We start from the raw sequence: 25,316 nt of genomic DNA on the forward strand, positions 1-25,316 counted from the left end.
GTTTCCTCGATGTCGCGGGCGCCGGGCGGCACATCCATCCTGGCAGCGAAGGACGGTGTCCTGCGTGAAACGCCCCGGGTTTGGCCTGCGCGAGGGCCTGCGCCGGACCACTGATGTTCGCGAGACAGAGCGCGGCGGTGTAGCCGGCGGACCAGAGCCGATGATGATTACATCCCGGACGGTGTCATTCACGTTGATCGCCTACCTCTCAGGGGAAAGGAAGCGGGACAGGGGTGGCAGTCACCTTTCATGCCGCCCCGTTCGGCGGCACCACGGCCGCGGACGGCAGTCAGAAACCCGTTGCGGCGAGGCTTCCGCCGTCAACGGCGGAATGCCGGCCGAGGCCGCGCGCCGCAGGCGCGGTCCCAGCAGCAGACGAATCCACCATGCATGCTCGAAGACCTGCATGCATCCCACGCAAACCCCGCGCGTGCGACGGCAGCGAGGCCGTCGAACGCCTCGTGACCGAGGACGGCCTGAAGTCACACGACTCCACTCTGTACAGGCCAGTGCTTCCTCGCTCGAGGCAGCGGCTCACGCCAGGAGCGAGACCCCAGTTGATCTGGGGTCTTTGGCGTTTCAACAACCGGGCGTCAACCTCTTGTGGCAGCCGCCGTTGCCTGGTCTCGTGTACCCCGCAGCATTCGAGGGTCATGAGGAGCATTGTGGAATCAGCGGCTGGGCAGGACGTACGAGGCACGCTGCCCGAGGGGCTCGCCGACGCGATACGCGGGACCGCCGAGGAGATCGCCGCGCTGCTGCGCGGAGTCGCCGACACGGGTGCTCCGGTACCCCGGTCGGAGTGGAGCGTGGGGGAGGCGGCAGCGCATCTGGCCCAGGCCAACGAGCTGATGGCGGACATCGCGGCCGGCCACGAGCGGAGCCACGGCGACGGCACACCGCAGAGCCTGGCCGCGGCCAATGAGCGCGCCCTGGCCGAGTTCGCGGAGCGCGGGGCCGATGCGCTGGCCGACATGATCGTGGCGCAGGCCGACGCCTACCTCAGTGCCATGGATCGGGGCGCGGCGGCGGAGGCGGTGTTCACCCCGCTGGGCCCGATGAGCCGAGCGGAACTGGGCTCGTACCTGCTGACGCACATGCTCGGCCACGGCTACGACCTCGCGCGTGCGGTGGGCCGCCCGCACATGCTCAACCGCGCCCGCGTGGAGCTCGCCCTGCCCTTCATGATCACGGTGATGCCCCGGGTGACGAACGCCGCGGCCCCAGCGGGCCTGACCGCGAGCTACACGGTCCGCATGCGCGGCGGCACCGGTTTCGGCGTGACGTTCACGGGCGGGGCGGTGGAGGTTGGTGTGCACCCGCCGTCCCGCCCCGACTGCACGATCCTCATCGAGCCGGTCACCTTCCTCCTGATGGCGCTCGGCCGCTGCGAACCGTGGGGCGCGATCGCCCGGGGTCGAGTCCTGGCATGGGGCCGCAAGCCCTGGCTCGGTCCCCGGTTCCCGACCCTCTTCACGGCGCCGTGAGCTGGGGTCCGGGCCGAAGGACATTCCGAGGGGCGGCCATACGATTGCATTGACATCTGATGGGGTGTCAGTAAACGTGAGCGGCATGGCGATGATGCGTGTGCGTCTGCTCGGTGTCCTCCTCCTCGTGACGGCCTCGCCGGTAATGTCCCTGGCCGGTGGAAGTGCGCCGTCCGCCGCAGCCCCGCCGTCCGGCTCGACGTGGTTCGACGAGCAGGCCGCCGCCTCCTTCACCGTCGAGGACGGCAGATTCATCGACGGACTCGGCCGCGAAGTCGTACTGCGCGGGTACAACGTCTCGGGCGGGACCAAGCTGGAGGAGAACGGCGGACTGCCCTTCGCCTCCGTCGCCGACGCCGAGAAGTCCGCGGCTGCGCTCCGCGCACTCGGCGGGGAAACGCCGCGCGCTTCCTTCTGTCGTGGGCCCACGCCGAACCTGTTCGAGGCCAGGTCAACCGCCAGTACCTCGCCGCCGTCACCGCACAGATCCGGGCCTTCCTCAACGCCGGCATCCGGGTCTACCCCGATTTCCACCAAGACCTCTTCTCACGGCATCTGTTCCACGAGGGCAGCTGGTACACGGGCGACGGCGCCCCGAAGTGGGTTGTCGAGGCCGGTGGCTACCCCCGGGAGTCGTGCGGGGTCTGCTTCTTCTGGGGCCAGAACATCACTCGGAACAAGGCCGTGACGCACGCGACCTACGACTTCTGGCACAACAGGGGCGGAATCCAGGACGCCTTCCTCACGACGGCCCAGACCACGATGTCGTACCTCGCCGAGCACCTCACGCCCAAGGAATTCGCAGGGATGGTGGGCTTCGACCCGTACAACGAACCGCACGCGGGGACCTACGACTCCGGTCAGAGCAGTCGCGCCTGGGAACGCGACCTGCTCTGGCCGTTCTACGAGAAGTTCCGGGCCCGCATGGACGCGGCCGGGTGGCGCGACAAGCTGGCCTTCGTCGAGCCGAACCTCTTCTGGAACGCCAACCTGGACTTCCAGAAGCAGGAGGGCGGAACTGTGGCAGTCGAACGCGTCGGCGGCCCCGACGGAACTGCACCTCCCGGCCTCCTTCGACCCCGCCCGGACGACGGTAATCTCCGATCTCGGCAAGGCCCACGGCCTCCCGTCGTACGACCGAGGCGTCCCCATCGCCGCGGCCCCCGAACCCGGCGGCACCGGCAGCCGCCGCCTCCTGCTCACCGCACCGAACGCGGCCGGCCTCCACTACGCGCTGATCACCAACGGCGCGGCGCGGCCTTCGCCGGAGTTGCTGAGTGCGGCACGGGACGAACTGGCCGCATGGGCGCCGGCCTGGTCGGGTTCCTGATCGTGTCGTCGCCGCCGATGTGGTGGGGCACCTTGCTGCCCGCAGACTTGCCTACGGCCGTGCTTGAACCAGGGCGTGGGTGCCGCTGGTACGCCACGCCTTGGCGGAGGCATCGAGGGTGGTCAGCGTCTGATTGCTCAGCCCGACGATGACGTCGGACTTCAGGGTGCGCAGAGCCGCGACCGGTCCGGGGAAGTAAGCCGTCACGTCCGTGAACGGCGTCGTCGGATCCCATAGCTGGTCGCCGACGAGACGTCGGTAGTTGAGGTCGCCCTTCACGATGGTCAACGAGGACGCCCCGAGCTCCGCCCGCAGGTCCTCGGGCATCTCCTCGAACGGCAAAGGGGCGCAGAAGAAGGCATGGGCGCGCACGTCGAGCCGTCCGGATCCCATGGCAGCCCACAGGCGTTTCCCAATATCGCCGGCCGGCCCCGGGGCTTCGACGAGGCGGCGCAGGCAGTCGATGACGTCGGCCATGTTCGCGTCGGAAACATAGTACGGATAGGGCTTCACGTGCAGAACGACGTCGGCCGCGTAGCCGTTCTGGAGCAGATGGTCGATGAGGATCAGATCGGGAATGAGTTCGCGGCCGGCATTGTCCGCCACCACACCGACGGTGGCCGGTTCTCCGGCGGCGAGGAGTGACCACAGAAGTGAGCTGTCATCTGCGACCAGCTTCGTGGCGGTGTCGCTGTGCGTAGCGTGTCCGGCCGAGAGACGGAAGCCCAGATCGGCGCGGTTTCCCCAGAGTGACGATTGGAGGAGCGTCTCAGCCTGGTTGCCCGGTGGCCGGGAGGGGAGTGCATCGAGTGCTCGGAGCTCTTCGTCCACCGATGCGCTGCGCAGTTCGGCCTGTTTGAAGGGGCCGAAGACGTCCACGCCCTGCCATGGGCCGGACTCGAAGTATCCGGTGGCGGCGAGAAGCTTTCGGTAGAAGTAGCTCTCGGCCCACAGGAACGGGACATCGAACCACGATCGTCCGAAGTGCTCGCGCCCCCATGCCGACCAGACTTCGCGGTCGTGCGCGGAAGCATCGAGCGGTTCGACGACACCGTTGATGATCTCGTCCTGCAGAGTGTCGAGCGCCTGCTGTTGTCGGGGGCCGTACGGGAAAGCGTCGCGAACCTGCTGGACAAGGGCTGGATGGCGCTTGGCCAGGACGCTCCAGGCGAATGTGCCGGGCTTATTGCTCAAGATGACCGGAGCGCCGGGACGGTGGATCTGCCCGGGCATCGGGCCGTCATGGTCGTCCGAGGCGCCGGAGGTCTTGGCTGTCATGGTGGCTGAGCCCTTCGCATATCGCTCATATGTGGTTGATGTTCAGAGCCACGAAGCCTGCCGCACTTCCGACGAGTACCTGGCCCGGTGAGTTTTTGAGCAGCGGCTTTCTCGAAGGTCTCACCGGGATCGACCTTGCCACAACGGCAGCTCCCGGTTGCCGTTGTGGCCGAGGCCAAGGGGGAATGTCCCTCTGCGTCGTCGAGGACGATGATCCCCACGCCCGGGAGACCATAGGGCGCGCGATGCTGTCAGATTCCGGCGCGATGCACCGCGTCGACCAGCGCGGCCAGTGCACCGCCGAGCGCGTCGAGTCCAGTTCCAGCAGGACCACCCGGCTCCGACATGTACACATCCCGCCGGATCTCGACCATCAACGCGCTGACGCGCGGGTCCTTGCCGTAGTACTCCAGCGGTACATACGTCCCTGCGAAGGGGCTGTCGAGTCCCGTGCCGCCGAACCCGGCGAACGCCTTCTGCGCCGCGGCGAGCAGTTCGGCGGGCGTGTGCGACGCGTCAGTTCCCAGGCAGATCGGCGGACGCGGGCCGTCGCCGTGCAGCTCGTACGGCAGGCGTTCGGTCGGGTACGAGTGGACGTCGATGACGACGGCACGCCCGACAGCCTCCAGCCGGTCCGCGACGGCCGCTGTCATGGCCTCCGCGTAGGGGTGGAAGTAGCGGTCGATCAGCGGCTGCGGGTCGACATCAGCCGGGCGCAGCGGCTCGCGATGCGTGGTCTGTGTGTAGACCGCGCCCATGCCGACGGCCAGCATCTCCTCGCGCTCGTCCGGGAACCGCTCGGGGTCGATCACCAGGCGCGAGAGCCCGTTGACGAACCGCCAGGGCGCGATCGGGGCGGCCTCCGCAGCGGCGGCGGCGATCTCCGCAGTGTGTGAGTCGGTGATGTGGTCGAGCTCCAGCTCGAGCGCGCGGTCGTCCAGCACGATGCCGGCGCGCACCGACTGGGGTATGACCCGCGAGCTGTGCGGGACATGAAGGATCACCGGCGAGTCGTCAGCACCGGGAAGGAGCTGGAAGGGCTGGGGAGCGGAGTTCATATGTGTCTCTGTCCTTGTCGTGAAAGCATCGTGAATTGCGCCGAGCGCGCCGGGAATATAGGCGATCACTGGAGGTTCGGTCTCTCCCTCGTACCCCCGGGTGCGGCTCTCGGCGGCCGCGGAGTGGCGAGGACGTAGTCCGCCACGCGCACCGTAGCCGACGTCGGAGACGGTAGTCCGCAGCCTGACGCGACCCGATCGACACAGGCGTCGGCCGCGCGGTTACGGTTCACCGGGGGCTGCCCAGCTCCCGGCCACGGTCTTCGCCACCAGCCCCCGGACCAAGGCCGCCCGATCCACCGACTGCGGGCTACCCGGTTTCGGGCACGTCCGTATGCCACACCGCGCCCGGAGCACGTATGCCGCCTGTACCCGCCGACGAAGAGGACACCCGCAAGGTCCAGACCGCGGTCGCCGGCGGACCGGGTGCCGACCGGCCCGTGTATCTGCCGATGGATGCCGTCCAGTTCGACGCGTTCATCGGCCTGCATCCGACGCGGGATTTCTACTGTGGCACCCTCCTCGGCGGCTGCGGCAAGAAGCTGTCTGCTCGTAAGTACCGCGAAAAGAAGTGTCACTTCGCCCACGTCGCATCCGGTGTCTGCCGGCGCACCGCCAACGACGAGAGCAGCGCCGATCACCTCTACATGGGCCGAGCTCTCTCCGACTGGCTGAAGGCGCACCAGCACAGGGGCGTTCGCACGACCTACCAGCACGCGGGCCGGCCGCTCCGGGATGCGGTCGACGTGTCGTACGACGACGGGCGGCGACTCCTGAGAGTGCAGCTCGCTCGTAAGTCCAAGACGGTCTGGGAGGAGGACGACGGCCGGCTCCGTGGCAGCCACGCCGCGGTCGAGTGGCTGTTCGGCCCGGACAGCATGCTGGCGAACTGGCAGTTGGACCGCCAGGGCTACGCCCTGCGGATCCGCTGCGTATCCGTCGGCCCGGCACGTGAGGTCGAGATCGGCACCCAGTTCCCGGACGCCCCCGTCGAGTGGATCAGTCTCACGCAGTGCTCGCTGACCGCGGACGGCATCGTCACCCCGAGCCTCGCCCGGGTGCGCGCAGCGGGGCCCGCCGCCCCGGGGCCCGGCGCGCCGGAGGCCGCCCCAGACCTGGAAGCCCGCGCCTTCGTCGACTTCCCCCTCGCACCAAAGACCGTCGCGTTCACGGGAGCCGTACTGCAGGCCTCTTCGTCGCCGGGCCGCTTGCTCTACAGGGCCGTGGCGCAGCCCTACGGCTCCGGGCCGATCGACACCCTGATCTCCCTGCCCGCCGGAACAGCGGCGCCGGAGCCTGACCGTGTCCACCTGCTGCTCGGTGCCACGCTCAGCCTGAGCCGTTCGCCAGGTCCCGAGGGTCTTGCTTGGCTGATCACGGCAGACGACACGCGCACGCTGGGTCGCGAGGCCGCGCAGCCATGGGCGCGTCTGCTGTCCCCGCACATGCCAACGGCACCGGTGCAGCGCCTTCGGACTCCGGAGGAGCCCCAACAAGTCCCTCCGGTATCCGAAAGTACCGACAAAGGCATCGTCAGCGCGGTGCGCGAAACACTTGAAGAGATGGCGAAGGGGCTCAGCGTCATCCGTCTGTCCAGGCTGACCGAGCGCATTGCGTCGGTGACCGAATCGCTGAATCCAGAACGCTGGACCGGCATCCTGGTGGAGTTGGAGCGATCACGCGGACAGGGCCAACCGCTCCTCACGGCACTGATCAAGGGACACGGGAGCGCCCCCGCTCCGTTCTACGTCGACGTGCTGACCACGCTCGGTCGGGCATCAGAACTGACCGGCCCGGGAGCCGCCGGTCACTGTGAGCGTGAACGCTCACGCGTCTGGGCGGCATATCGCCCCGCCCCGCCGACGCCGCAGGCCGTCGGCCCAAAGCCGCAGAGAAATCGGGAGGCCGCCGAGTCGGAGCGGGCCGCCGCCTTCGACGCACTGATGGACCTCGCCAGGGAGGCTCAGCATCTCGAGGACGTCGACACCGTGGACGTGCTGGCCGTCCGGCTGGGCGGGCTCACCGGTAGCACCGCCGCCGCAGAAGCCGTCGATGACTTGGTCGACTGGATCGTGGACCGGCGCGCTGAAGAGCTCTACGAGACTGCTGAGCGCCTGTCACTCGTCATGGACCGGCTCGACGGGGGAGGCGACGACCTTCCCCACGACCACCTTCACCGGCTCGTGCGAGAAGCGGAAGAACTGGCCGAGGAGGTGGGTGAGGACCTGGCCGCCGATGAGAGCCGCCATCTCGCCCGCTGGCGCTCGTACCTGGCGAGCTCGGCCGACAGGCCCACGCTGCGCGAGATCCGCTCGTACGCGTCCCTCTTGCGTCCCGCGCTACGGCGCGCCGCCCGGGAGGGACGCGTCACTACATGGGCGCAACTCGGACAGAGCTTCGAGGCTCCACTGATGGAGCTTCACCAGGACGACAAGGTCGCCATTCTGGTGGAGGTGGATCGCGACACCCCGAAGGACGAGCAGCCACTGTCAGCGCTGATCGCTGCGCGGGGCGGGCTGGGGCCGCATCCGCTCTACCAGCAGGTGTTGTTCAACCTCGGTCGAGCAGACCTCTCACCCGAGGCCGTCCATGCGCACTGGCAGCTGTCGGTAAACCGCCACTTCGGACCCCGAGGTACCGCCGGCACCCGCGTCGAACGGTGAAGCCGCGCGCGGTGGGGGCGGGAACGGGCACGAGGGGCGTTCATGGGGACGTCCTCAGTGCTCGGTAGGATGCGTCTTCTGCTCGTGGTTGCGGACGCTGGCCGGGGCTCCGACGTACGCACACGACGAGCACTTGTCCCACGCGTCGGCTGCCACGGCCCGGACACCAGTACGTCGTGAAATGCCCGCTCCGAAGCGACAGCGCTATTACGCTCGCGCTCGGTCTCACCGAGCGTGCTCTCGCCAAGGTGCTGGCGTAGCGCTGGGGTCGGTGGAGGTGGTAACCAGCTGTGGCTGACCTACGGAGGTGCTGTTGTACGCACCTTCGCGGCCCTGGGTGATGTTCGTGATGCGAGTCCGTCGCACACCGTGCTCACCCGCCAGGCGGCACAGTGAGGGATCGGGAGTTAGGGTCGGTCTCGTCATTCAGCCGTGCCTGCTCGTGAGGTTGCCATGTCCTCCCCCGCTCCGGGTCTTCCGGACCAGCTGGTTCAGCATTTCGGCCGCGACGGCCTGCGGCGGTTCGCGCCGGCTCATTTTCTGGGAGCCCATCTCCCAGAAGCGACCCGAGAGTTCCTTGAAGCGACCGGTGTGCCAGGGACCGTGGCTCCGTACTTCCGTAGTCCGTCTGCTGAAGAGCCGATCGCGCTGGGTACTGCGGCTGCCCGTCTGTCGCAGCCAAAGCCCCCGAGGCAGATGGAGCGATGGCCGCGGATCGGTGGCGACGGCCTGGCGCATGTGTGCGTTCGTCCGGATGGTGCTCTGCAGGCGGTGGTGCTTGTGGACGTAGCCGATGACATGTTTGTCAATAGCGACCTGTCGTCCTTCGACGCGTCACTGCTGGCTCTGGACCGCGCGCAACCACGGCTCGCCGTCTCGTCGGGCCTGGCGGAGGCTGCGGCGGTGTTCCGCGATCTCAATGAGGAGCTGCGGGGGATCGACGCCAGTGCTTTCGCCGAGCGGGAGAGTTGGTGGCCGCGGGTCTTGGACGACATGCGCCACACCCTCAACTTCCCCTTCTCTGCCGCCTTCGAGTACGTCGACCGTGACGGAGCGAAGCACATCGCCACGGAGGCGACCGGACCAGGAAAGCTCCACCCTGAAGAGATCGTCTGGAGCCGCTTGTCCGAAATGGGAGTGAGTCCGGCGCAGGTTCGTCGCGTCTACTGCGAGCTGGAGCCGTGCCTCATGCCCGGCCACTACTGCGCCATCTGGATGCAGACCACCTTCCCCGAGGCCGAGTTCACGCACAGCTTCGACTACGGCGATACGGCGGACACCCGCGAAGCGGGACTGAAGGAGCTGATCACGCACGCTGCCGAGCAGGCGAGCCGGCAGTGACGCGATGGGAACGACCGGAAGCCGGTCGCGAGCCGGCAGCGGCTGCCCTGTTGGGCTGGATCGCGGATCCGCAGGCGCCGACACTTTGTCTCATATCCGGGTCCGAAGGCTGCGGTAAGTCGACACTGCTTGCCTGGTTGGTCCGGCATGGCAGCCGAGCGGGGACGCCGGCTGAGCGTGCCGTCCACGCGGTCGTGCCCTTTGCGGGGAGCAGTGTGCAGGGCCTGGTCTGGGCGCTGGCTGATCACCTCGGTGTGGTGGCGCGCGCGCCGGGTGAACTGCTCGATGTACTGGCGACCGACAGGCGCCGGACCGTGATCGTCGTACCGGACCTCCGCTCCGGGCCGGCAGCGGAACTCGTACGCTCGCTTGCCCGGTTGCCTCATCTCCGGCTGATCGTCGAGGTTGGTACAGGAAGCCCTGCCCACGACGTCCTTAGCGACCAGGGCGGCGCGGAACTCAACCTGGATTTGGAGCAGTGGAGGGATCAGAAGCGCTATGAGGCGTGGCAAGCCGTGCAACCGGCGAGCCACGACGCACGCTCGGCCTCTTCGCAGGTGTCCACGTCAGTGGAGTTGTCCGACCCGGCCGCCATTTGTGCGGCTGATCCTTGGCTGGTCACTGCCTCGTACGAGGCTGACGCAGGTCACGACTACGGGGGCCTGCGGGCCGCATGGCTGAGGGCAGGTCAGTCCCTGTGCCGCGAGCAGTCCCCGGCCTCCCGCGCACTGGTCCTGCTCGCCGTCCTCGGGGAGGGCGCCGACCCACGACTGGGACCGGCCCTTGCCGCGCTGGCTGAGGACACACCGTGGCGACTGGAATGGGCCCGGGTGAAGGGTGATGTCACTCCGCCTTGGCCCGGTCCTGTCACCGCCCTGGCGGTTGGCTCCGGCCCATTCGACGGTTGCGTCCTCGCGGTCGATCACCTTGGAACCCTGCGCATACTCAATAGCAAAGACGCTTCGGCCCAAGGACGCCTGACGCCGGTAACTGTGAACGCCGTCGGTGTATCCGTACTGTCGGACGGCACGCTCTTGATCCTGGACGGGGCCGGACGAGTACACGCGGACAGGACGCGGGCGGTCGGGCCAGTTCGCTCCGGTATCGAGACGCTGTTGAACGACGAACCTGACGAGACGCAGAACCTCGTAGAGGCGCTACGCGAGCACGTGGGTACGGCGCTCGCGGCGACCGCAGGTTCGAGCGCAGGAGTAGTAGCACTCGGCGAGGCGTCCGGAACGGTACGGGTCTTCGGCGACGTGACCGGCACCGCGGCTCTGCACGAGGGACAAGTGACTGCCCTGGCCGCCCTCGACGTCCCGTTGGACGACGGCACGACGGTTCCGATGCTTTACAGCGGTGGTGCGGACGGAACGGTACGCGCCTGGGCTCCCGACCAGGATCCGATGTCCGCTCCGATCGTGGAGCGGACATGCCCGGTTGTGGCCCTGCACGCCGTATGGAGTACCGAGGGGGCGGTTCTCGGGGTCGCGTGGGCAGATGGCCTCGTCGAGCTCCATCGCTTCGACACAGGTCAGCACCTGGGCTTCCATGCGGGTGCACCTGTCCGCGCGCTTGCAGCCACCTCGGACGATTCCCTCGTCATCGCCATGGACGAGGCACTAATCCGCCTTACAGTCCGTGCCCAGCACCCCACATCCCAGTCAATCGACTGACGGCGTGACCCCTGACTCATTCACGTCGCTGCCCCGCACAGAAGTTGACGATCGATCAACGAGCGTTGACGCTGGGGGTGTTGGTGCTCGCGACGGGGGAGTAGCGCGTGGGGAAGAAGCTGCCCGATGACCTGGTCGAGGTCCTGGACCTGATAGGCATCGACTGGCCACAGATCGACGAGGACGAGGTCAAGGCCTCAGCCAAGGACTACAGGCACCTGGCTGAAGGCATCCGTGATGCGGTCAAGGAAGGCAACAACGCCTGCTCGCACATCGTCGGCGGCAAGAGTAAGGGCGAGACCGTCACGGCCATCGACCGGCGTTGGGGCAAGCTCACGAGCAGGGACCTCGCCACGTTCGCCAAAGGCTGCGACGACTTGGCCGGCGCGTTGGACGACTGCGCCGACCTCATTCTCGCCTGCAAGATCGCCATCATCACCAAGCTCACGGCCACTGCCGCCGCGGCAACCGCCGGCGTTATCGGCATGTTCTTCACCGCCGGGCTCAGTGGACTGCTGTCCGCCGCGGCCATCGCAGCGGCGCGCCTTGTCATCCAGGAGGCGATCGACTATGCGATCGGGCAGATCACGGCGATCGTCACCGACAAGATCGAGAGCAAGATCCTGGCCGACATCGAGAAGCTGTTCACTGACCGGCTCGGCGGGGGTGGTACCTACGACGTGATGGCCGATGGCAGTTCGGACATGGCGCAGGACCTGGTCATCGAGTTCGACGAGTTCGACAAGGCATCTTGCGACTACAAGAAGACTGCGGGCAACTTCGACGAGAAGAAAGGTTCCTTCAAGGAGGGCGGCGGCCAGCGCAAGACGTCCGTCAAGAAGGACAGCCGCTTTCACAAGCTCGCCACCGTCATGGACAAGGCTGAAGACGCGGTCGACAAGAAGGCCGACGAGATGGTCAAGACCTTGGAGGATCACGGCGGCAAGATTGACAAGAGCAAGCGTGACCACCACGACCACGACATGGACCGCAAGCGCGAGCTCGAAAAGTGCAAGGACGGCGACGACGACGGCGACGACGTTCCTATGTACCTGCTCAACGCTGACGGATCCGTCCAGGAACTCCTGCCCAACGGCACGACGAGGGGGGTTACCAAGACTGACGACTCCGGAATCTTGAACATCCTCGAGAAAGACGGAACGATCTGGCGCCCGCCCAAGAGGGGCAACCCCTACACGGTGCCGGTGGGGCGTACGGGGCCCAGAGTGAAGTCGAACCCGATCGCTCCCGGCAGCACTCCGCTGTCGCGGGCCACCGAAATAGCGCGCTTCGCCAAAAAGGACTATGGCGGTACCAACTTTGCAGCTGCCCGCTACGTGAACCCGGAAACTGGTAAGCCAATTTATCTCGTGGGCGACAGTGAAGGACCACACTCCGAGCGCCTCATCGGATATCCCCTCCTACGGCACGGCGAAGAAGGGAACATAACCAAGGTCTACACAGAACGAGAACCTTGTCAGCTAAGTCCGAAGTGCGACCAATGGCTTGACCTGCACTTCAAGTCCAAGAACCCCGCACTGGAGGTGGAGCACGCCAACAGCTACGATCAGTCGGACAGGAGCAGCGCGAGGGACAAAGACCATCGTGACTACATGAATGCGCTGCAGAAACGTCATCAACAACAAGGACATCCTTAACCGGGGAGGTTGGAAAATGCTGACCAGTATTACGGCCGAGAAAGTCATCGAGACCTTTGGACTGAATGCCGTTACCTACTTTCCTCGCGTAGCCGGCGCTCACATGCAGGAGAGCACCGCCCATTTTCTGTCAAATGTAGGACTGCCGGAAGACTCATTCTTCTCACCCAGGATCGGTCTGGAGGACGAGAGTCCGGCGAGACTCACCTTCGGCCCGAGCTTGAATGCCATTTTCGAAGCAGACGGCGCCCAGTGCCCGCCCGAGTCCGAGGGCTGGGAAGTTCTTGGCGGATTCGTATATGCGACGGTGGCGATCGACCCCCGCGACGGCAGAATCTACGCCTTCCCTGAAGGGGAGGAGTTCTACGTTCCCATGCATGCCGACGTCTCCTCGCTCGTGCACTCATTGATCGTCCTCGAAAAAGGCAAGTCCGAATACAAGAAGCTGCCACAACTCGATGAAGATCAAGCCCGAATCGAAGTGGTGGAACGAATGAAGCAAGAAATCATGGCGGTTGATGAGACTCCCTTCGTCAGCGCCGACGGCGAGTGGTCGAAGGTGTTCGAGGAAATCTCCTTCGGTATGTGGGGCTGAACCTGAGTGGCAAACCAACCGGAGGGGCGACGACCGACAACCGCGGCGCCCCGAGGTGGTGAGCACAGTTCCCCGACTGTGCGAGTCACGCCGGCTGAGTTGATTCATCATTACGTCGCGAATCGTCGATCAAACCCTGGAAGAGTTCTGGTGCGCATGAACGCACAGGGCGGTATGCAGTGGGGCGGCTCGCGTCAGTGGGTGGCAGCCATGCGCCGCTTCACCGCTCTCGTCTCCGCCACTCGCCGCGGTGTCCGCCTCGCACGTCGGCTGACCGTGCAACAACTCGTCGACTGGGCAAGCGGTGCGAGACCGCAAAGCAGTTCGTCGCCGAGTTGGCCGCCAACGCCGCGCTGCACACGCGCTTCACGGGACGAAGCTTCTGCCTGCCCCTCTCGCTCAACGCGGCGGGAATCCTCCGTCATCGCGGGGAGCAAGGACTGTTCCCCGCCCGGAACGGCTCCGTGTTATGCCCAGCATCTGAGGTCCGGACGTCGAAGCGGGCCGCGGACTGTTGACCCTCGCCGCAGCCGATCGAAGGTAGTCGGGCCTGGCCCGCAGGTCGACGAGCGGAACTTCGCCGATCAGGTCCCGGTGCAGCCGGGCCGGCCAAGCCGTCGCCGGGCCGGGTGACGGCCACCCTCGTGCCCGCGTACGCGTGACCGCCTCCCGGTAACGTGCTGCTCAGTGATGACCGTACGACAGGCAGGACCTGAGTGATGCGCCTGTATTTCGCGCCCGAGGAGACCGACGAGTTCGAGGCCGCGTGCGGGCTCCTCATCCATCGGATGGGGCGGTGGGCGGACGAGCGCGGTGACCGCTTGGACGGCTTCGGGGTCGAGGCGGCACTCGACTACCGGCAGCGCGGTACGCGCGACGGGCGGCTCGGACTGTGGGAGCCCCGGCACGTCGAGGGTTTTCTGCTGGAGTGGCTGCCACGGACGGTGACCGTGCTGCCGGGGGACGAGCCCGGGGACATGCCCGGCACGCTCGCACTCCTGTTGCGCTACCTCGACGCGATGGGGCTCGCCGACCCGCGTGGGGCCACGCTGGCGGAGAACCTCTCGGCGATCGAGGCCGCGAGGCCCCGCTACGGGCCGGCCATGGCCGACCGGTCCCGCTGGGGCCTGTCGAAGTTCTGGGTGACCACGGCCGCCGAGCAGGGCACGGACGTGCACGACCCGGAGGCCTTGCAGGACTTCGTGGAGCGGGCCCGGCGCGGGGAGGTCGCGTACGACGAAAAGGTGCTGGACCAGGTAATGGCGCGCCGGCTCGCGCACGGACCGGCAGAGGGGGAGCGCGCCGAGCCGCAGCTGCCGGTCGCCCTGCCCACCGAGGACGAGCTGCGCGTGCTCGCGGAGCAGTCCGCGGTGCTGCCGTGGATGCGCGGGATCAGTGCGTGGGCGGGCAGCGAAGGGAGGCCGGTCACCGCGACCGGCACGCTGCGGATCGCGGACGCGCGGGCGCTCGTGGCCGAGCTGGGCACGGGCGATAGCGTGGAAGGAGTCCGTTCGTCGGCGCAACTGCCGCGGCTCGGGCTCGCGGTCGAGTGGGCGAAGAAGGCCAGGATCGTACGGATCGTCAAGGGGAGGATGTACGCCGTCGCCAAGGCGCGGCCCCTCCTCGAAGACCCACTCGCACTATGGCGGCGCGCATTCGAGACCTTCACCGGTCTCCGGGATCCGCTGGTCGCGCCCCGCAGCGGATGGCACTTCCCCTCGATGGTCTGCGACAGCTTCGAGCAGGTGGTGCCCGACATCCTCAACACCCTCTACAGCCTGCCCTACGCCATGCCCTGGCCGCGGCTGCGGGATTCGACGCATCTCGGATACGGCACCGGGTCGGCGATGCTGCGCGAAGCCGCCGACCGGGATCTGCGCCTCGTGCTCGACGCCCTTGAGGACCTGGGCGCGATCGAGCGGTACGAGGGGATGGCCGACCCGGTGTTCGTCGAGACACCGCTGAGCGCGGCGCCGGAGCTGCCGCCCGCCGGACTGCCGCCCGAGCTGGCGGAACTCTTTGGCACGGTCGCCCGCCTCCAGGACCCGGACGCCGAGTCCCGTGCCGGTGCCGGTGCCCACGAGGCTGAACTCACCAGCGGACCAGTGGAGTTGATCCGACTCACCGCACTCGGTCACGACTCGGTACGGCGCCGGCTGCTCGCCGAGGGCCGCGACGCACCGCTCCTCGGCGAGCTCGTCGACGCCCCGGCCGCCGGACTTCTCGGCGTCCTCGCCGACCACTACGATCCGGACTCCGCGCGCACCGAACTCGCCACCTGGATCGCCGCTCGGCCGAGCCCGGCCGTGGCGCTGGAACGGCTGACCGACGCGCTGCGTGCCTGCCCCTTTTGTACCCGTACCGAAGCCATGCTGAGTGTGCTCGTCGAGGCGCACCCCGACGGCGATACCGTGGCCCGGGGTCTGCGCGGCGACCCGCTGCTCGCGCCCACCGCGATCAGCGTCCTGGTCCGGCGCGAGATCCTCGACGCCGATGATTTCACTGAGCCGGAGACCCTCCTCATGGTCGCCGAGAGCCTGCTCCAGCTCCTGGAGACGGCGGGGCCGGACGGAGTCCTGGAGATGTTGAGCGGTCAGCAAGTCCCCGCCCGCGACACCCTGGCCGCGGCCCTGGCCTCCGGCCACCCCGACCGGGCGGGGATGGCGGATCTGAAGGAGGTGGCCGATCAGTCCGCCCGACGGCCCGCCGCCCAGATCGGTCGCATCCACCGGAGAAGTGGACGCAAGGACAAGGGCAGGGGCGGCAAGCGGCGACGGTGAGCGGACGCTGACCTCGAACATCTCACCGTCGACAGGCACGGCCCGCCCGGCCGGGCCCGGTGTGGCGCAAGCCCATCGCCGGCATTTCGCGGACCACCATGAACCGGCTGTCAGCGGTCGTCGGGCAGCAGTCGGAAGGCGCCGTGCGCCGTGAGCGGCCGCATCATCGGGGAGCGCCCGAGCGCTCAAGCCGTGGCATCCGCCTCCGTCAGGAACGGGCTCGGCTGCCCCGACCACGAGACGTACAGACTGTCCCGCGCCCGTGTGCACGCGACGAAGAGCAGACAGCGCTCGGACATCAGGTCCGTCTCATGCTGGAGCCGGTCCACGTCGACGGGGTGACCGCGCGAGGGAACGGCAGCGCCGCGTCGTTGACGCCGATGACGGCGACGCACCGGAACTCAAGGCCCTTGAACGAGTGCATGGTCCCGACTCGTACGACCGCCGCCTCCTCCGAGGCGTCCGCCCGCAGTGGCTCGGCCGGGATGCCCGCAGCCTTCATACGCGCGACTGCCTTGGCGCAGGTCTTGTTGAAGCGGGTACTGACGCCGATCTCGCCAGGATCGACGCCGCCGTCGATCCAGGCGCGAACCTGCGAGACCAGTGCGTCGAATTCCGCCTCCTCCGAAGCCGTCGCCTGCACGGTCGGTCCGTTACCGTGCAGGGCCGAGCGGTAGCCGAGCAGTGTTTCGTTGCGGTCATCGTCCTCCAGCTGCGCGATGGGGCGGCCGACGAGCAGGGCGGTGGACCAGCTGAGGATCTCGTGCGTGCTGCGGTAGTTCTCCGCATTTTCGTGGAGCGGCCCGCGACCTTGATGCCGGCCTTCAGCGACACCTTCGAGTCGTAGATCCGCTGGTGGGGATCGCCGGCGATGAACAGGTCGTCGGGGCGCGCGGGGACAGAGGGGCGCAGGAGCCGCCACTGGGTGGGGTGCAAGTCCTGGGCCTCGTCGACGACGATGTGCCGGTACAGCGGCCCCTTCGCCTCGAGCAGGTCAGCAGCCTCTGCGCACGTTCCCAGGTACGTGCGCAGGCCGTCGGCGGCGAGCCGGTCGGAGAACTCCTGGACCGTACGCCACACCAGCGGACGATCGGCGGCCGGAAGCCGACTGCCCCGCCCCCGCCGGTCGGCGGCCTCGTACTCCTCCGGACTCCGCAGGTTCTGGGCGAGGACGACGTGCTTGTACTCCTGGGCGAGGAACTGGGCGGTGCCGGTGAAGCCGGTGGCGTGCGCGGCCTGCTCCCAGCGGGTCTCCTCCTCGCCGCCCCGCAGCGGCGGCGAGACGTGGAGACGACTCGGCTGGCCAGGGCGTCGACTGTGGTGATGTCCACACGCTCGCGCAGCCCCTCGTCCTCGACGAGGGCGGCGAGCCCGCTGCGCAGTGCGGCAACGAGAGCGTTGGTATACGGGGTCAGCAGGATGCGCTCGCCGTCGCGCAGGAACGTCAGCAGGTGTCGTACGCGGTGCAGGGCGACGACGGTCTTGCCGGTGCCTGGGCCTCCGGTCACCTGCGCCGGTCCGGAGTAGCTGGCCCGGTAGGCAACCCTGTGCTGGGAGGGGTGGAGAAAGATCCGCCAGGCGGTGAACGGTTTGTCGAGGATGTCGCGCAGCTCGTCGGAGACGGTGATGAGGGCGATACGGGTGCGGGTGTGACCGATGGCGGTCTCGTAGTCGCTCGTGTCCACCGGATCGGCGGAGGCAGTGGGGAGGCTGACGGACACCAGGTCGCGCCAGACGTCCTCCACGCTGAAACCCTCGGCGAGGTACTCCAGCACTTCCCGCTGGTCCTGCGGGAAGTAGGGCGCGAAGACCTTCAGCTGTTCCTTGCTGGTGAGGGCACGGGCCTGGCGAAGGGTGGTCTCGTCGATGCCGAGGGCGGTCAGGTCGCCGTCGGCGACCTTGGAGAAGAGCCGCTGGTCGGGTGCGGCGGCGATCCGCTCGTAGGCGGGGGTGAGCTCGTCGAGCATCGCGATGTCGCGGATCTCGACGGCGCGGGTGACCGCGTTGATGCTGGCCTTCTGCTTGATCGCCCAGGCGATGGCCTTGTCGTGCGGCATCACGCGCAGCAGGACGAAGGTGTCGCCACGGTCCGGGGCGAGGACGACGCCGCGCGTGCCCTGGGCGATGCGGATGGTCCGGATCTGCGGGTCCTTGGCCTGCTTCAGCGCCTCCAGTTTCAAACCCTGGTCCTTGAAGAGCTGTTCCAGGGTGAGGCGCTCGAACTTATCCCAGGCATCGAAGACGCCCTGCTTGACCGTGCCTTGGAGCTTGCCGAGCTGGGCGCAGAAGCCTATGTCGAAGGCGAGGTGCGGCATGGTGTTCCGTTCTGGGTACAGCACGGGCACTAGGAGCCCTGCCTGCGGGGCTTCCGTAAGAACACTTTTCGTTTTCCGGGCTTGACCTCATGGCGGGAGTGTGGCCGATGGGCATACAGGTGCCTGACGACCTGCGGGACATCATGGAGTCCGCCAGATGGATCGCCAGGGAGATGCTCGCGTGAGCTACGCCATCAATACCGAAGATATTATTCGCCTTTTCGGCCTGCAAGGAGTCGTCTTGTTCCCGCGCGAGACGAAGCCCGTGGACCCCGGCACGTCATCCTCGGTCGAATTCCTGCAGGATGTGGGGCTCCCCCACGACGACCTCTTCCTCTCACGAATCGACACAACCGCCCCCGACAAGGACCCGGTGCGCCTCGCCGAGAGGTTCGCCGCACGGCAGCGCCCATGCCCTCCGGGCGCCGAGAACTGGCTCGCTCTCGGCTACTTCCTTGACTCTCTGCTGGCGTTCGACCCGGCGAGCGCAAGGGTCTACGCGTTTCCGGACGGCACGGACCGGCACCTCTTGATGCACCGGAACGTGGAGTCGCTTGTCTACGCGCTGTGCGCTCTCCAGGAGTTCCACGCGGAGCGAGACTCCACAGAGGACGAGGAAGCGCTAGCCCAGGCAATGCGGGCACAGATCGAAGAGTTCGACGCACTCCCCTTCGTGGACCCGATCTCCGAGTGGAACATCATCTACGAAGAAATCATCCAAGGGGAGTGGTGAGTACGAGACGGCCGGCGCAGCCCACGCTCTGCGACTTCGTCCAGCCACGTCACCAGCCGGGGTAACGGCTCAGCCAGTACGGATCCCAGCCCTCGGCATACTCCAACGCCACTGGGCGAGTGGGTCGTCTCGGCCGGCATGTCCCGGCCCAAGGTGTCGAGGACTCAGGGGAAGGAAGCGGCGACGTAGAGAGCGCCGAGGAGGGCGGACTGTGCGGCGGAGTCCGGTGCGAGTTGGGTGAGCCGGGCCCGGTCCGCGGGATGGTCGACGGACTGACGGAGTGCAGCGGCCAGGCGACCGTACTCGTCGTCGACAACGACCGCGCTGCCGGAGCGAAGTGCTGACAGTGCGGCGCACAGTGCGGCCGGTACGTGCGCGTCGGCCAGGCAGTGACGGACGAGTTCGGTCGCGTGGGCTGCGGCGGACTGCGCGGCTGCGTCGCGTGAGTGAGTGCTGCTGTTTCGCGGGCCTGCTTGTACCGATGTTCCACCGCGACCGGCGTTCCGAGGACAGCAAGGGGCAGCGCGCGGCCGAGCGCGTGCCAGCCGCGGCTGTTCTGCCCTGGAGGGCTGCCCATCGGCAGCAGGCGTGCCACAGTACGGACAAAGGGCGGCAGATGCCCTTGTGGCTACCACGGACCATGGCGCGAATGGCGCCCTCGGCGGTGAAGCAGGCCACCTGGGTGCCGACGTCGGCACGCAGCGGACCCGTGGCAGACAACGTGCCCCGTGCCGCCCCGAGCCCGCCATTAGCGTCCCTTCCCGGCCAAGCGCAAGGCTTCAGCCTGGAAATCTTTGGCGCCGCACTACAATGCATCGGGTTGTTTGGCGCTGGACCGGAACAACCCCAGGCATACCTGCGGGACCACCAGCGGCCCGGATGCTCCGGGAACGAGACGCGAGGACCCGATGGCAGCCACGCCAGAGAGCAGTGAGTTCACGCTGCTCGAGGAAGAAACGCTCCAGGAGTTCGGCAAGGCGGCCCGCTTCTCCGCCGGGCCCGCAGCCGCGCCGCGCACGCTCGTCGACATCTTCGAGGCCTCGGTACGGGAGTACCCGGACGAGCTCGCCCTGGACGACGGGACCACGCGGCTCACCTACCGTGCGCTGTCCGTCGAGGTCCAGGGCCTGCGACGCCGGCTCGCCGCTGCCGGGGTGGGGTTGGGCGATCGGGTGGGCGTCCGCGTTCCGTCCGGCACCAACGACCTGTACGTGGCCATCCTCGCCGTGCTCGCCGCCGGCGCCGCCTATGTGCCGGTGGATGCCGAGGACCCGGACGAGCGGGCCGAGTTGGTCTTCGGTGAGGCCGGGGTGCGGGCCGTCATCGGAGTCGGACACAGCATCAGTGTCGGCGCCAGCGGCACCGCACATGAGGGCGCTCCCGCCGCCCCGCCCCGCCCCGAGCACGACGCCTGGGTCATCTTCACCTCCGGCTCCACCGGCAAACCCAAGGGCGTCGCCGTCAGCCACCGCAGCGCCGCCGCCTTCGTGGACGCCGAGGCCGCGCTCTTCCTCGCCGACGAGCCGATCGCCCCCGGCGACCGGGTCATGGCCGGACTGTCCGTCGCCTTCGACGCCTCCTGTGAGGAGATGTGGCTGGCCTGGCGGTACGGCGCCTGTCTGGTGCCCGTCCCACGCTCGCAGGTGCGCAGCGGCGCCGACCTCGGCCCGTGGCTGGTCGAGCAGGACATTTCGGTGGTGTCCACCGTGCCCACCTTGGCCGCCCTGTGGGAGCCCGGGACGCTCGACGAGGTCCGGCTGCTGATCTTCGGCGGTGAGGCCTGCCCGCCCGAGCTGGTCCAGCGCCTGGTCACCGAGGGCCGCGAGGTGTGGAACACCTACGGCCCCACCGAAGCCACCGTGGTCGCCTGCGCGTCACTCCTCACCGGCGCCGAACCGATCAGGATCGGCCTCCCCCTGAACGGCTGGGAGCTGGCCGTGGTCGACGAGGCCGGGGAGCCCGTGCCGATGGGCGGCAGCGGTGAACTGGTGATCGGCGGTGTGGGCCTGGCCCGCTATCTCGACCCCGAAAAGGACGCCGAGAAGTACGCCCCGCTGGAATCGCTCGGCTGGGAGCGTGCCTACCGCAGCGGAGACCTCGTCCGCGCGGAGCCCGAGGGCCTGGTCTTCCTCGGCCGCGGGGACGAGCAGATCAAGCTCGGCGGCCGCCGGATCGAGCTGGGCGAGGTGGACGCCGCCCTGCAGGCCCTGCCCGGCGTGGCCGGCGCGGCCGCCGCCGTACGCACGGCGCGCAGCGGCAACCAGCTGCTCGTCGGCTACCTGGTGACCCAGGAGGGCTGGGACCACGCCGCTGCCGTCGAAAAGCTGCGCGCCGAACTGCCCGCCGCCCTGGTGCCGCTGCTCGCGCCCGTCGCCGACCTGCCGACCCGTACCTCCGGCAAGGTGGACCGGGACGCGCTGCCCTGGCCTCCCCCAGCTACCGCTGGGAGGTGCCCCCGGCCCGACCTGGAGACCAGCGGCCCGGCCGAGCAGCTGTACGGGACGGAGGCCTGGCTCGCCGAGCAGTGGAGCGAGACCCTCGGTGTGACCGTCACCGGCCCCGCGGACGACTTCTTCGCGATCGGCGGCAGCAGCCTCGCCGCCGCCCAGCTCACCACCCGGCTGCGCACCCGCTACCCGAGCGCCGCCGTACTCGACATCTACCAGCAGCCCACCCTGCGCAAGCTGGCCCGGCGCCTGGAGAAGTCCGTCCAGGACGACGGCGCCACCCGTACCGTCGCGCCGGTTCCGCTGCGGGCCAAGGTGACGCAACTGCTGCTGCTGATCCCGCTGTTCACTCTGGTCGGCCTGCGCTGGACCGTGGCGCTGGCGGCACTCGGGAACGTGCTGCACCGCCTCGGTCCCTACCCCTGGGCGCCGACCGCCTCATGGTGGCTGGTCGCCGCCGGCGCGGCGCTGTTCTTCAGCCCGCCGGGGCGGCTCGCGATCGCCGCCGGCGGCGCGCGTCTGCTGCTGCGCGGGGTGAGGGCCGGCCGATACCCGCGCGGCGGGAACGTACACCTGCGGCTGTGGACGGCCGAGCGCCTGGCCGAGTTCAGCGGCGCCACCTCACTGACCGGTTCCTGGCTGGAGCGCTACGCGCGGGCACTCGGCGCCAAGGTCGGGCCCGAGGTGGACCTGCACTCACTGCCGCCGGTGACCGGCATGCTCAAGCTGGGCCGGGGCTGCGCCGTCGAGTCCGAGGTGGACCTGTCCGGGCACTGGCTGGACGGGGACCGGCTCGAGGTCGGCCCGGTCAAGGTCGGTGCGGGTGCGGTGGTCGGCACCCGCAGCATGCTCTTCCCCGGTGCGCGCGTGGGCAAGCGGGCCGAGGTGGCCCCCGGCTCCGCCGTGGTCGGGCAGATTCCCACCGGACAGCGGTGGGCCGGAGCACCCGCCGGCAAACTGGGCAAGGCCAAGCGCGACTGGCCCAAGCAGCGACCGCCGCGCGCGGTCCACTGGCGCGCCATATACGGCGCGACCGGTTTCGGCCTGACGGCCCTGCCCCTGCTCGCCGCCCTGCCCGCTCTTCTCGTGACGAGCCGGTTCGTGGCGCCCGACGCCGCGCTCGGCGAAGCCCTGCGGGGAGCCCTGCTCGCGGTGGTTCCCGCGGCCCTGGCCTTCGGCCTCGCGTACGCGCTGCTGCTGCTGATCGCGGTACGCCTGCTCAGCCTCGGGCTGCGCACGGGCAACCATCCGACGCACAGCCGCGTCGGCTGGCAGTCGTGGACCGTCATACAGCTGATGGACCTGTCCCGGGAGACGCTCTTCCCCCTGTACGCCGGGCTGATCACGCCGGTGTGGCTGCGGCTGCTCGGAATGAAGGTCGGCCGGGGCGCCGAGGTGTCCACCGTCCTGGCGCTGCCCAGCCTCACCACCGTGGGCGAAGGCGCGTTCCTCGCCGACGACACCCTGACCGCTCCCTATGAACTGGGCGGCGGATGGGTGCGTATCGGGCGCTCCGAGATCGGCCGCCGGGCCTTTCTGGGCAACTCCGGAATGACCGCGCCGGGCCGCACCGTTCCGGAAGGCGGGCTGGTCGGGGTCCTGTCCGCGACTCCGAAGAAGGCCAAGAAGGGCAGATCGTACCTGGGCCTGCCGCCGGTCCGGCTGCCGCGCTCCGCCGCGGACTCCGACCAGAGCCGGACGTACGACCCGCCCGCGCGGCTGCTGTGGGCGCGCGGCCTGGTGGAGCTGTGCCGACTGGCACCGGTGTTCTGCTCGGCTGCGCTGGCCGTGTCGACCGTGGCCGCGCTCAGTGCGCTGAGCACGGCGAGCGGTCTGGGGATCTGGGGCGCGGCACTGCTGTCCGGAGTGACGCTGTTCGCCGCGGGCGTGGCCGCGTGCGCCCTCGCCGTGGTGGCGAAGTGGCTGCTCGTGGGCCGTCACCGGGCGGGGGAGCACCCACTGTGGAGCGGCTTCGTGTGGCGCAACGAGCTGGCCGACACCTTCGTCGAGGTACTGGCCGTGCCGTGGCTGGCCGGGTCGGTGCCCGGTACGCCGCTGCTCACGCTGTGGCTGCGTGGCCTCGGGGCCCGGATCGGCCGGGGCGTCTGGTGCGAGAGCTACTGGCTGCCGGAGATGGACCTCGTCACACTCGGCGACGCGGTCAGCGTGAACCGTGGCTGTGTGCTGCAGACCCACCTCTTCCACGACCGGATCTTGAGGACGGATACTGTGGTCCTCCGTGAGGGCGCCACCCTGGGTCCGGGCGGAATCGTCCTGCCCGGGAGTACGGTCGGGGCCCGCAGCACCCTGGGTCCCGCCTCTCTCGTGATGGCTGGGGAATCCGTCCCCGCCGACTCCCGCTGGCTGGGTAACCCGATCGAGGCGTGGCGCTCCTAGGAGGGGCGGTCCGTGCGGCGGTCGGGGGCGGCACACGAGCACGTCGTTCGAGCACAGCGCAGGGAGCGGACACCACAGTGAGCGGCCAGAAGACAGCGGCATCGGACCCGTACTTTCCGGCCAACGGCGATCCCCGTTACCGGGTGCACCGGTACGAACTCACGCTGGACTACCGTCCCGGCCCCAACCGGCTGGCCGGGACGGCCCGGATCAGCGCGATCGCCGGCCGTGCGGCGCTCACCGAGTTCCAGCTCAACCTGGCCGAGTTCAAGACAGGCCGCGTCCTGGTCAACGGCCGGTCGCCGCAGTACGCCCACCGGGGCGGCAAGCTGCGTATCCGGCCGGCCAAGCCGCTCCCCGCAGGCGCCGCCTTCACCGTGGAGGTGCACTGGGCGGGCAACCCCAAGCCGGTACGCAGCCCGTGGGGCGGCCTCGGCTGGGAGGAGCTGACCGACGGCGCGCTGGTGGCAAGCCAGCCGGTCGGTGCGCCGTCCTGGTACCCGTGCAACGACCGGCCCGCCGACAAGGCCTCGTACCAGATCTCGATCACCACGCCGTCCCCGTACACGGTGGTGGCCGTCGGGCGGCTCCTCACCCGGACCACGAAGGCGAGTACCACCACCTGGGTGTACGAGCAGGCCGCGCCGACCCCCAGCTACCTGGTGGGCCTTTCCATCGGGATGTATCAGACGGTGCTGCTCGGTGACCCGGGGCTCGGGGGTGTGTCGCAGGCCGCCCACCTTCCGGCGCACCTGCTGTCGCGGTTCTCCCGCGACTTCGCCCGCCAGCCCGCGATGATGCAGCTGTTCGAGGAGCTGTTCGGACCGTATCCGTTCGGCGAGTACACGGTTGTGGTGGCCGACGAGGAACTGGACGTCCCCGTGGAAGCCCAGGGCCTCTCGTTCTTCGGTGTCAACCATGTGGACGGCGCGCGCGGTTCGGAGCGCCTCGTGGCCCATGAGCTGGCGCACCAGTGGTTCGGCAACAGTGTGGGCATCGCCGACTGGCGTCACATCTGGCTGAACGAGGGGCTCGCGAAGTACGCAGAGTGGCTCTGGTCGGAGCACGCGGGCGGTCGCAGGGCGCACGAGCTGGCCGCCACCGCGCACCGGCTGCTGGCCTCGATGCCGCTGGATCTCCGTCTGGCCGACCCGGGCCGGAAGCTGATGTTCGACGACCGTCTGTACGAGCGCGGCGGACTCGCGGTGCACGCGATCCGCTGTGCACTGGGTGATGTCGCGTTCTTCCGCATGCTGCGCGACTGGGCCACCGTGCACCGCCACGGCGTCGTCACCACCACCGCCTTCACCACTCACGTCGCCCGCTACGCGGCGGAGCCGCTGGACGACCTGTTCTCGGTGTGGCTGTACGAGACGGCTCTCCCGCCGCTCCCCTCTCCCGCGACCCCCGGTCAGCCATCGGTCCCCGAGATGCCGCGGATACCGGCCCGGCCCGTATACCCGCCCCGGAACGGCGGCTCCGCGGGCCCGGGCAGAACCTCCGCGTAGGAGGGCGACGACCAGTCCTGCCGGGGCATCCGGCGGTGATGCGAACCCTG

The 25,316-nt window shown here is 68.7% G+C and carries 13 protein-coding genes and 2 pseudogenes; 12 read left to right on the plus strand and 3 right to left on the minus strand.

Translation table 11 applies throughout. The features are described from left to right. Positions 1-653 precede the first annotated feature (653 nt). Entirely contained in the window at positions 654-1,487 is an 834-nt protein-coding gene (locus tag AB0M62_RS16320) for a maleylpyruvate isomerase family mycothiol-dependent enzyme (RefSeq protein WP_366074854.1), read from the plus strand. Positions 1,488-1,572: 85 nt separating this feature from the next. Beyond that, positions 1,573-2,817: pseudogene (locus tag AB0M62_RS16325) on the plus strand (hypothetical protein). 51 nt (positions 2,818-2,868) lie between these two features. Here AB0M62_RS16325 and AB0M62_RS16330 read toward each other — a convergent pair. Beyond that, positions 2,869-4,095, minus strand: coding sequence for a damage-control phosphatase ARMT1 family protein (locus tag AB0M62_RS16330; RefSeq protein ID WP_366074855.1), 1,227 nt, complete (start codon positions 4,093-4,095; stop codon positions 2,869-2,871). A gap of 251 nt (positions 4,096-4,346) precedes the next feature. Further along, positions 4,347-5,153 (minus strand): N-formylglutamate amidohydrolase, encoded by an 807-nt coding sequence (locus AB0M62_RS16335; RefSeq protein WP_366074856.1) that lies wholly within the window; start codon positions 5,151-5,153, stop codon positions 4,347-4,349. A gap of 359 nt (positions 5,154-5,512) precedes the next feature. Between AB0M62_RS16335 and AB0M62_RS16340 the strand changes: the two genes are divergently transcribed. The 6 genes from AB0M62_RS16340 to AB0M62_RS16365 all read left to right on the plus strand — a co-directional run bounded on the left by AB0M62_RS16340 (position 5,513) and on the right by AB0M62_RS16365 (position 15,866). Continuing rightward, positions 5,513-7,816, plus strand: coding sequence for a competence protein CoiA family protein (locus AB0M62_RS16340; protein WP_366074857.1), 2,304 nt, complete (start codon positions 5,513-5,515; stop codon positions 7,814-7,816). Between the two features lie 453 nt (positions 7,817-8,269). Continuing rightward, positions 8,270-9,157, plus strand: coding sequence for an SUKH-4 family immunity protein (locus tag AB0M62_RS16345; protein ID WP_366074858.1), 888 nt, complete (start codon positions 8,270-8,272; stop codon positions 9,155-9,157). A 215-nt stretch (positions 9,158-9,372) separates the two neighbouring features. After that, a complete protein-coding gene (locus AB0M62_RS16350) occupies positions 9,373-10,833 on the plus strand; it encodes a hypothetical protein (protein ID WP_366074859.1) in 1,461 nt (486 codons plus the stop codon). Between the two features lie 107 nt (positions 10,834-10,940). Beyond that, entirely contained in the window at positions 10,941-12,491 is a 1,551-nt protein-coding gene (locus AB0M62_RS16355) for a nucleic acid/nucleotide deaminase domain-containing protein (RefSeq protein WP_366074860.1), read from the plus strand. Positions 12,492-12,507: 16 nt separating this feature from the next. Further along, a complete protein-coding gene (locus AB0M62_RS16360) occupies positions 12,508-13,086 on the plus strand; it encodes an SUKH-4 family immunity protein (protein ID WP_366074861.1) in 579 nt (192 codons plus the stop codon). A 719-nt stretch (positions 13,087-13,805) separates the two neighbouring features. Continuing rightward, a complete protein-coding gene (locus AB0M62_RS16365; RefSeq protein WP_366074863.1) occupies positions 13,806-15,866 on the plus strand; it encodes a hypothetical protein in 2,061 nt (686 codons plus the stop codon). A gap of 185 nt (positions 15,867-16,051) precedes the next feature. Here AB0M62_RS16365 and AB0M62_RS16370 read toward each other — a convergent pair. Next, positions 16,052-18,181 (minus strand): annotated as a pseudogene (locus tag AB0M62_RS16370) (UvrD-helicase domain-containing protein). Between the two features lie 181 nt (positions 18,182-18,362). Here AB0M62_RS16370 and AB0M62_RS16375 point away from each other — a divergent pair. The 4 genes from AB0M62_RS16375 to AB0M62_RS16390 all read left to right on the plus strand — a co-directional run bounded on the left by AB0M62_RS16375 (position 18,363) and on the right by AB0M62_RS16390 (position 25,266). Beyond that, positions 18,363-18,914 carry an SUKH-4 family immunity protein gene (locus AB0M62_RS16375; RefSeq protein ID WP_366074864.1) on the plus strand — a complete coding sequence of 184 codons (552 nt, stop codon included), beginning with the start codon at positions 18,363-18,365 and terminating at the stop codon, positions 18,912-18,914. A 119-nt stretch (positions 18,915-19,033) separates the two neighbouring features. After that, positions 19,034-19,258, plus strand: a complete 225-nt coding sequence (locus tag AB0M62_RS16380; RefSeq protein WP_366074865.1) for a hypothetical protein — start codon at positions 19,034-19,036, stop codon at positions 19,256-19,258. Positions 19,259-19,822: 564 nt separating this feature from the next. Next, positions 19,823-23,758 (plus strand): Pls/PosA family non-ribosomal peptide synthetase, encoded by a 3,936-nt coding sequence (locus tag AB0M62_RS16385; protein WP_366074866.1) that lies wholly within the window; start codon positions 19,823-19,825, stop codon positions 23,756-23,758. A gap of 77 nt (positions 23,759-23,835) precedes the next feature. Then, positions 23,836-25,266, plus strand: a complete 1,431-nt coding sequence (locus tag AB0M62_RS16390) for a M1 family metallopeptidase (RefSeq protein ID WP_366074867.1) — start codon at positions 23,836-23,838, stop codon at positions 25,264-25,266. Positions 25,267-25,316: the final 50 nt, after the last annotated feature.

It is taken from the genome of Streptomyces sp. NPDC051219 (genome assembly GCF_040682335.1).
GTDB lineage: Bacteria > Actinomycetota > Actinomycetes > Streptomycetales > Streptomycetaceae > Streptomyces.

Coding starts and splice junctions, on each gene's coding strand:
- AB0M62_RS16320 (WP_366074854.1), top strand. CDS start 654: ATGAGGAGCATTGTGGAATCAGCGGCTGGGCAGGACGTACGAGGCACG.
- AB0M62_RS16330 (WP_366074855.1), bottom strand. CDS start 4,095: ATGACAGCCAAGACCTCCGGCGCCTCGGACGACCATGACGGCCCGATG.
- AB0M62_RS16335 (WP_366074856.1), bottom strand. CDS start 5,153: ATGAACTCCGCTCCCCAGCCCTTCCAGCTCCTTCCCGGTGCTGACGAC.
- AB0M62_RS16340 (WP_366074857.1), top strand. CDS start 5,513: ATGCCGCCTGTACCCGCCGACGAAGAGGACACCCGCAAGGTCCAGACC.
- AB0M62_RS16345 (WP_366074858.1), top strand. CDS start 8,270: ATGTCCTCCCCCGCTCCGGGTCTTCCGGACCAGCTGGTTCAGCATTTC.
- AB0M62_RS16360 (WP_366074861.1), top strand. CDS start 12,508: ATGCTGACCAGTATTACGGCCGAGAAAGTCATCGAGACCTTTGGACTG.
- AB0M62_RS16365 (WP_366074863.1), top strand. CDS start 13,806: ATGCGCCTGTATTTCGCGCCCGAGGAGACCGACGAGTTCGAGGCCGCG.
- AB0M62_RS16385 (WP_366074866.1), top strand. CDS start 19,823: ATGGCAGCCACGCCAGAGAGCAGTGAGTTCACGCTGCTCGAGGAAGAA.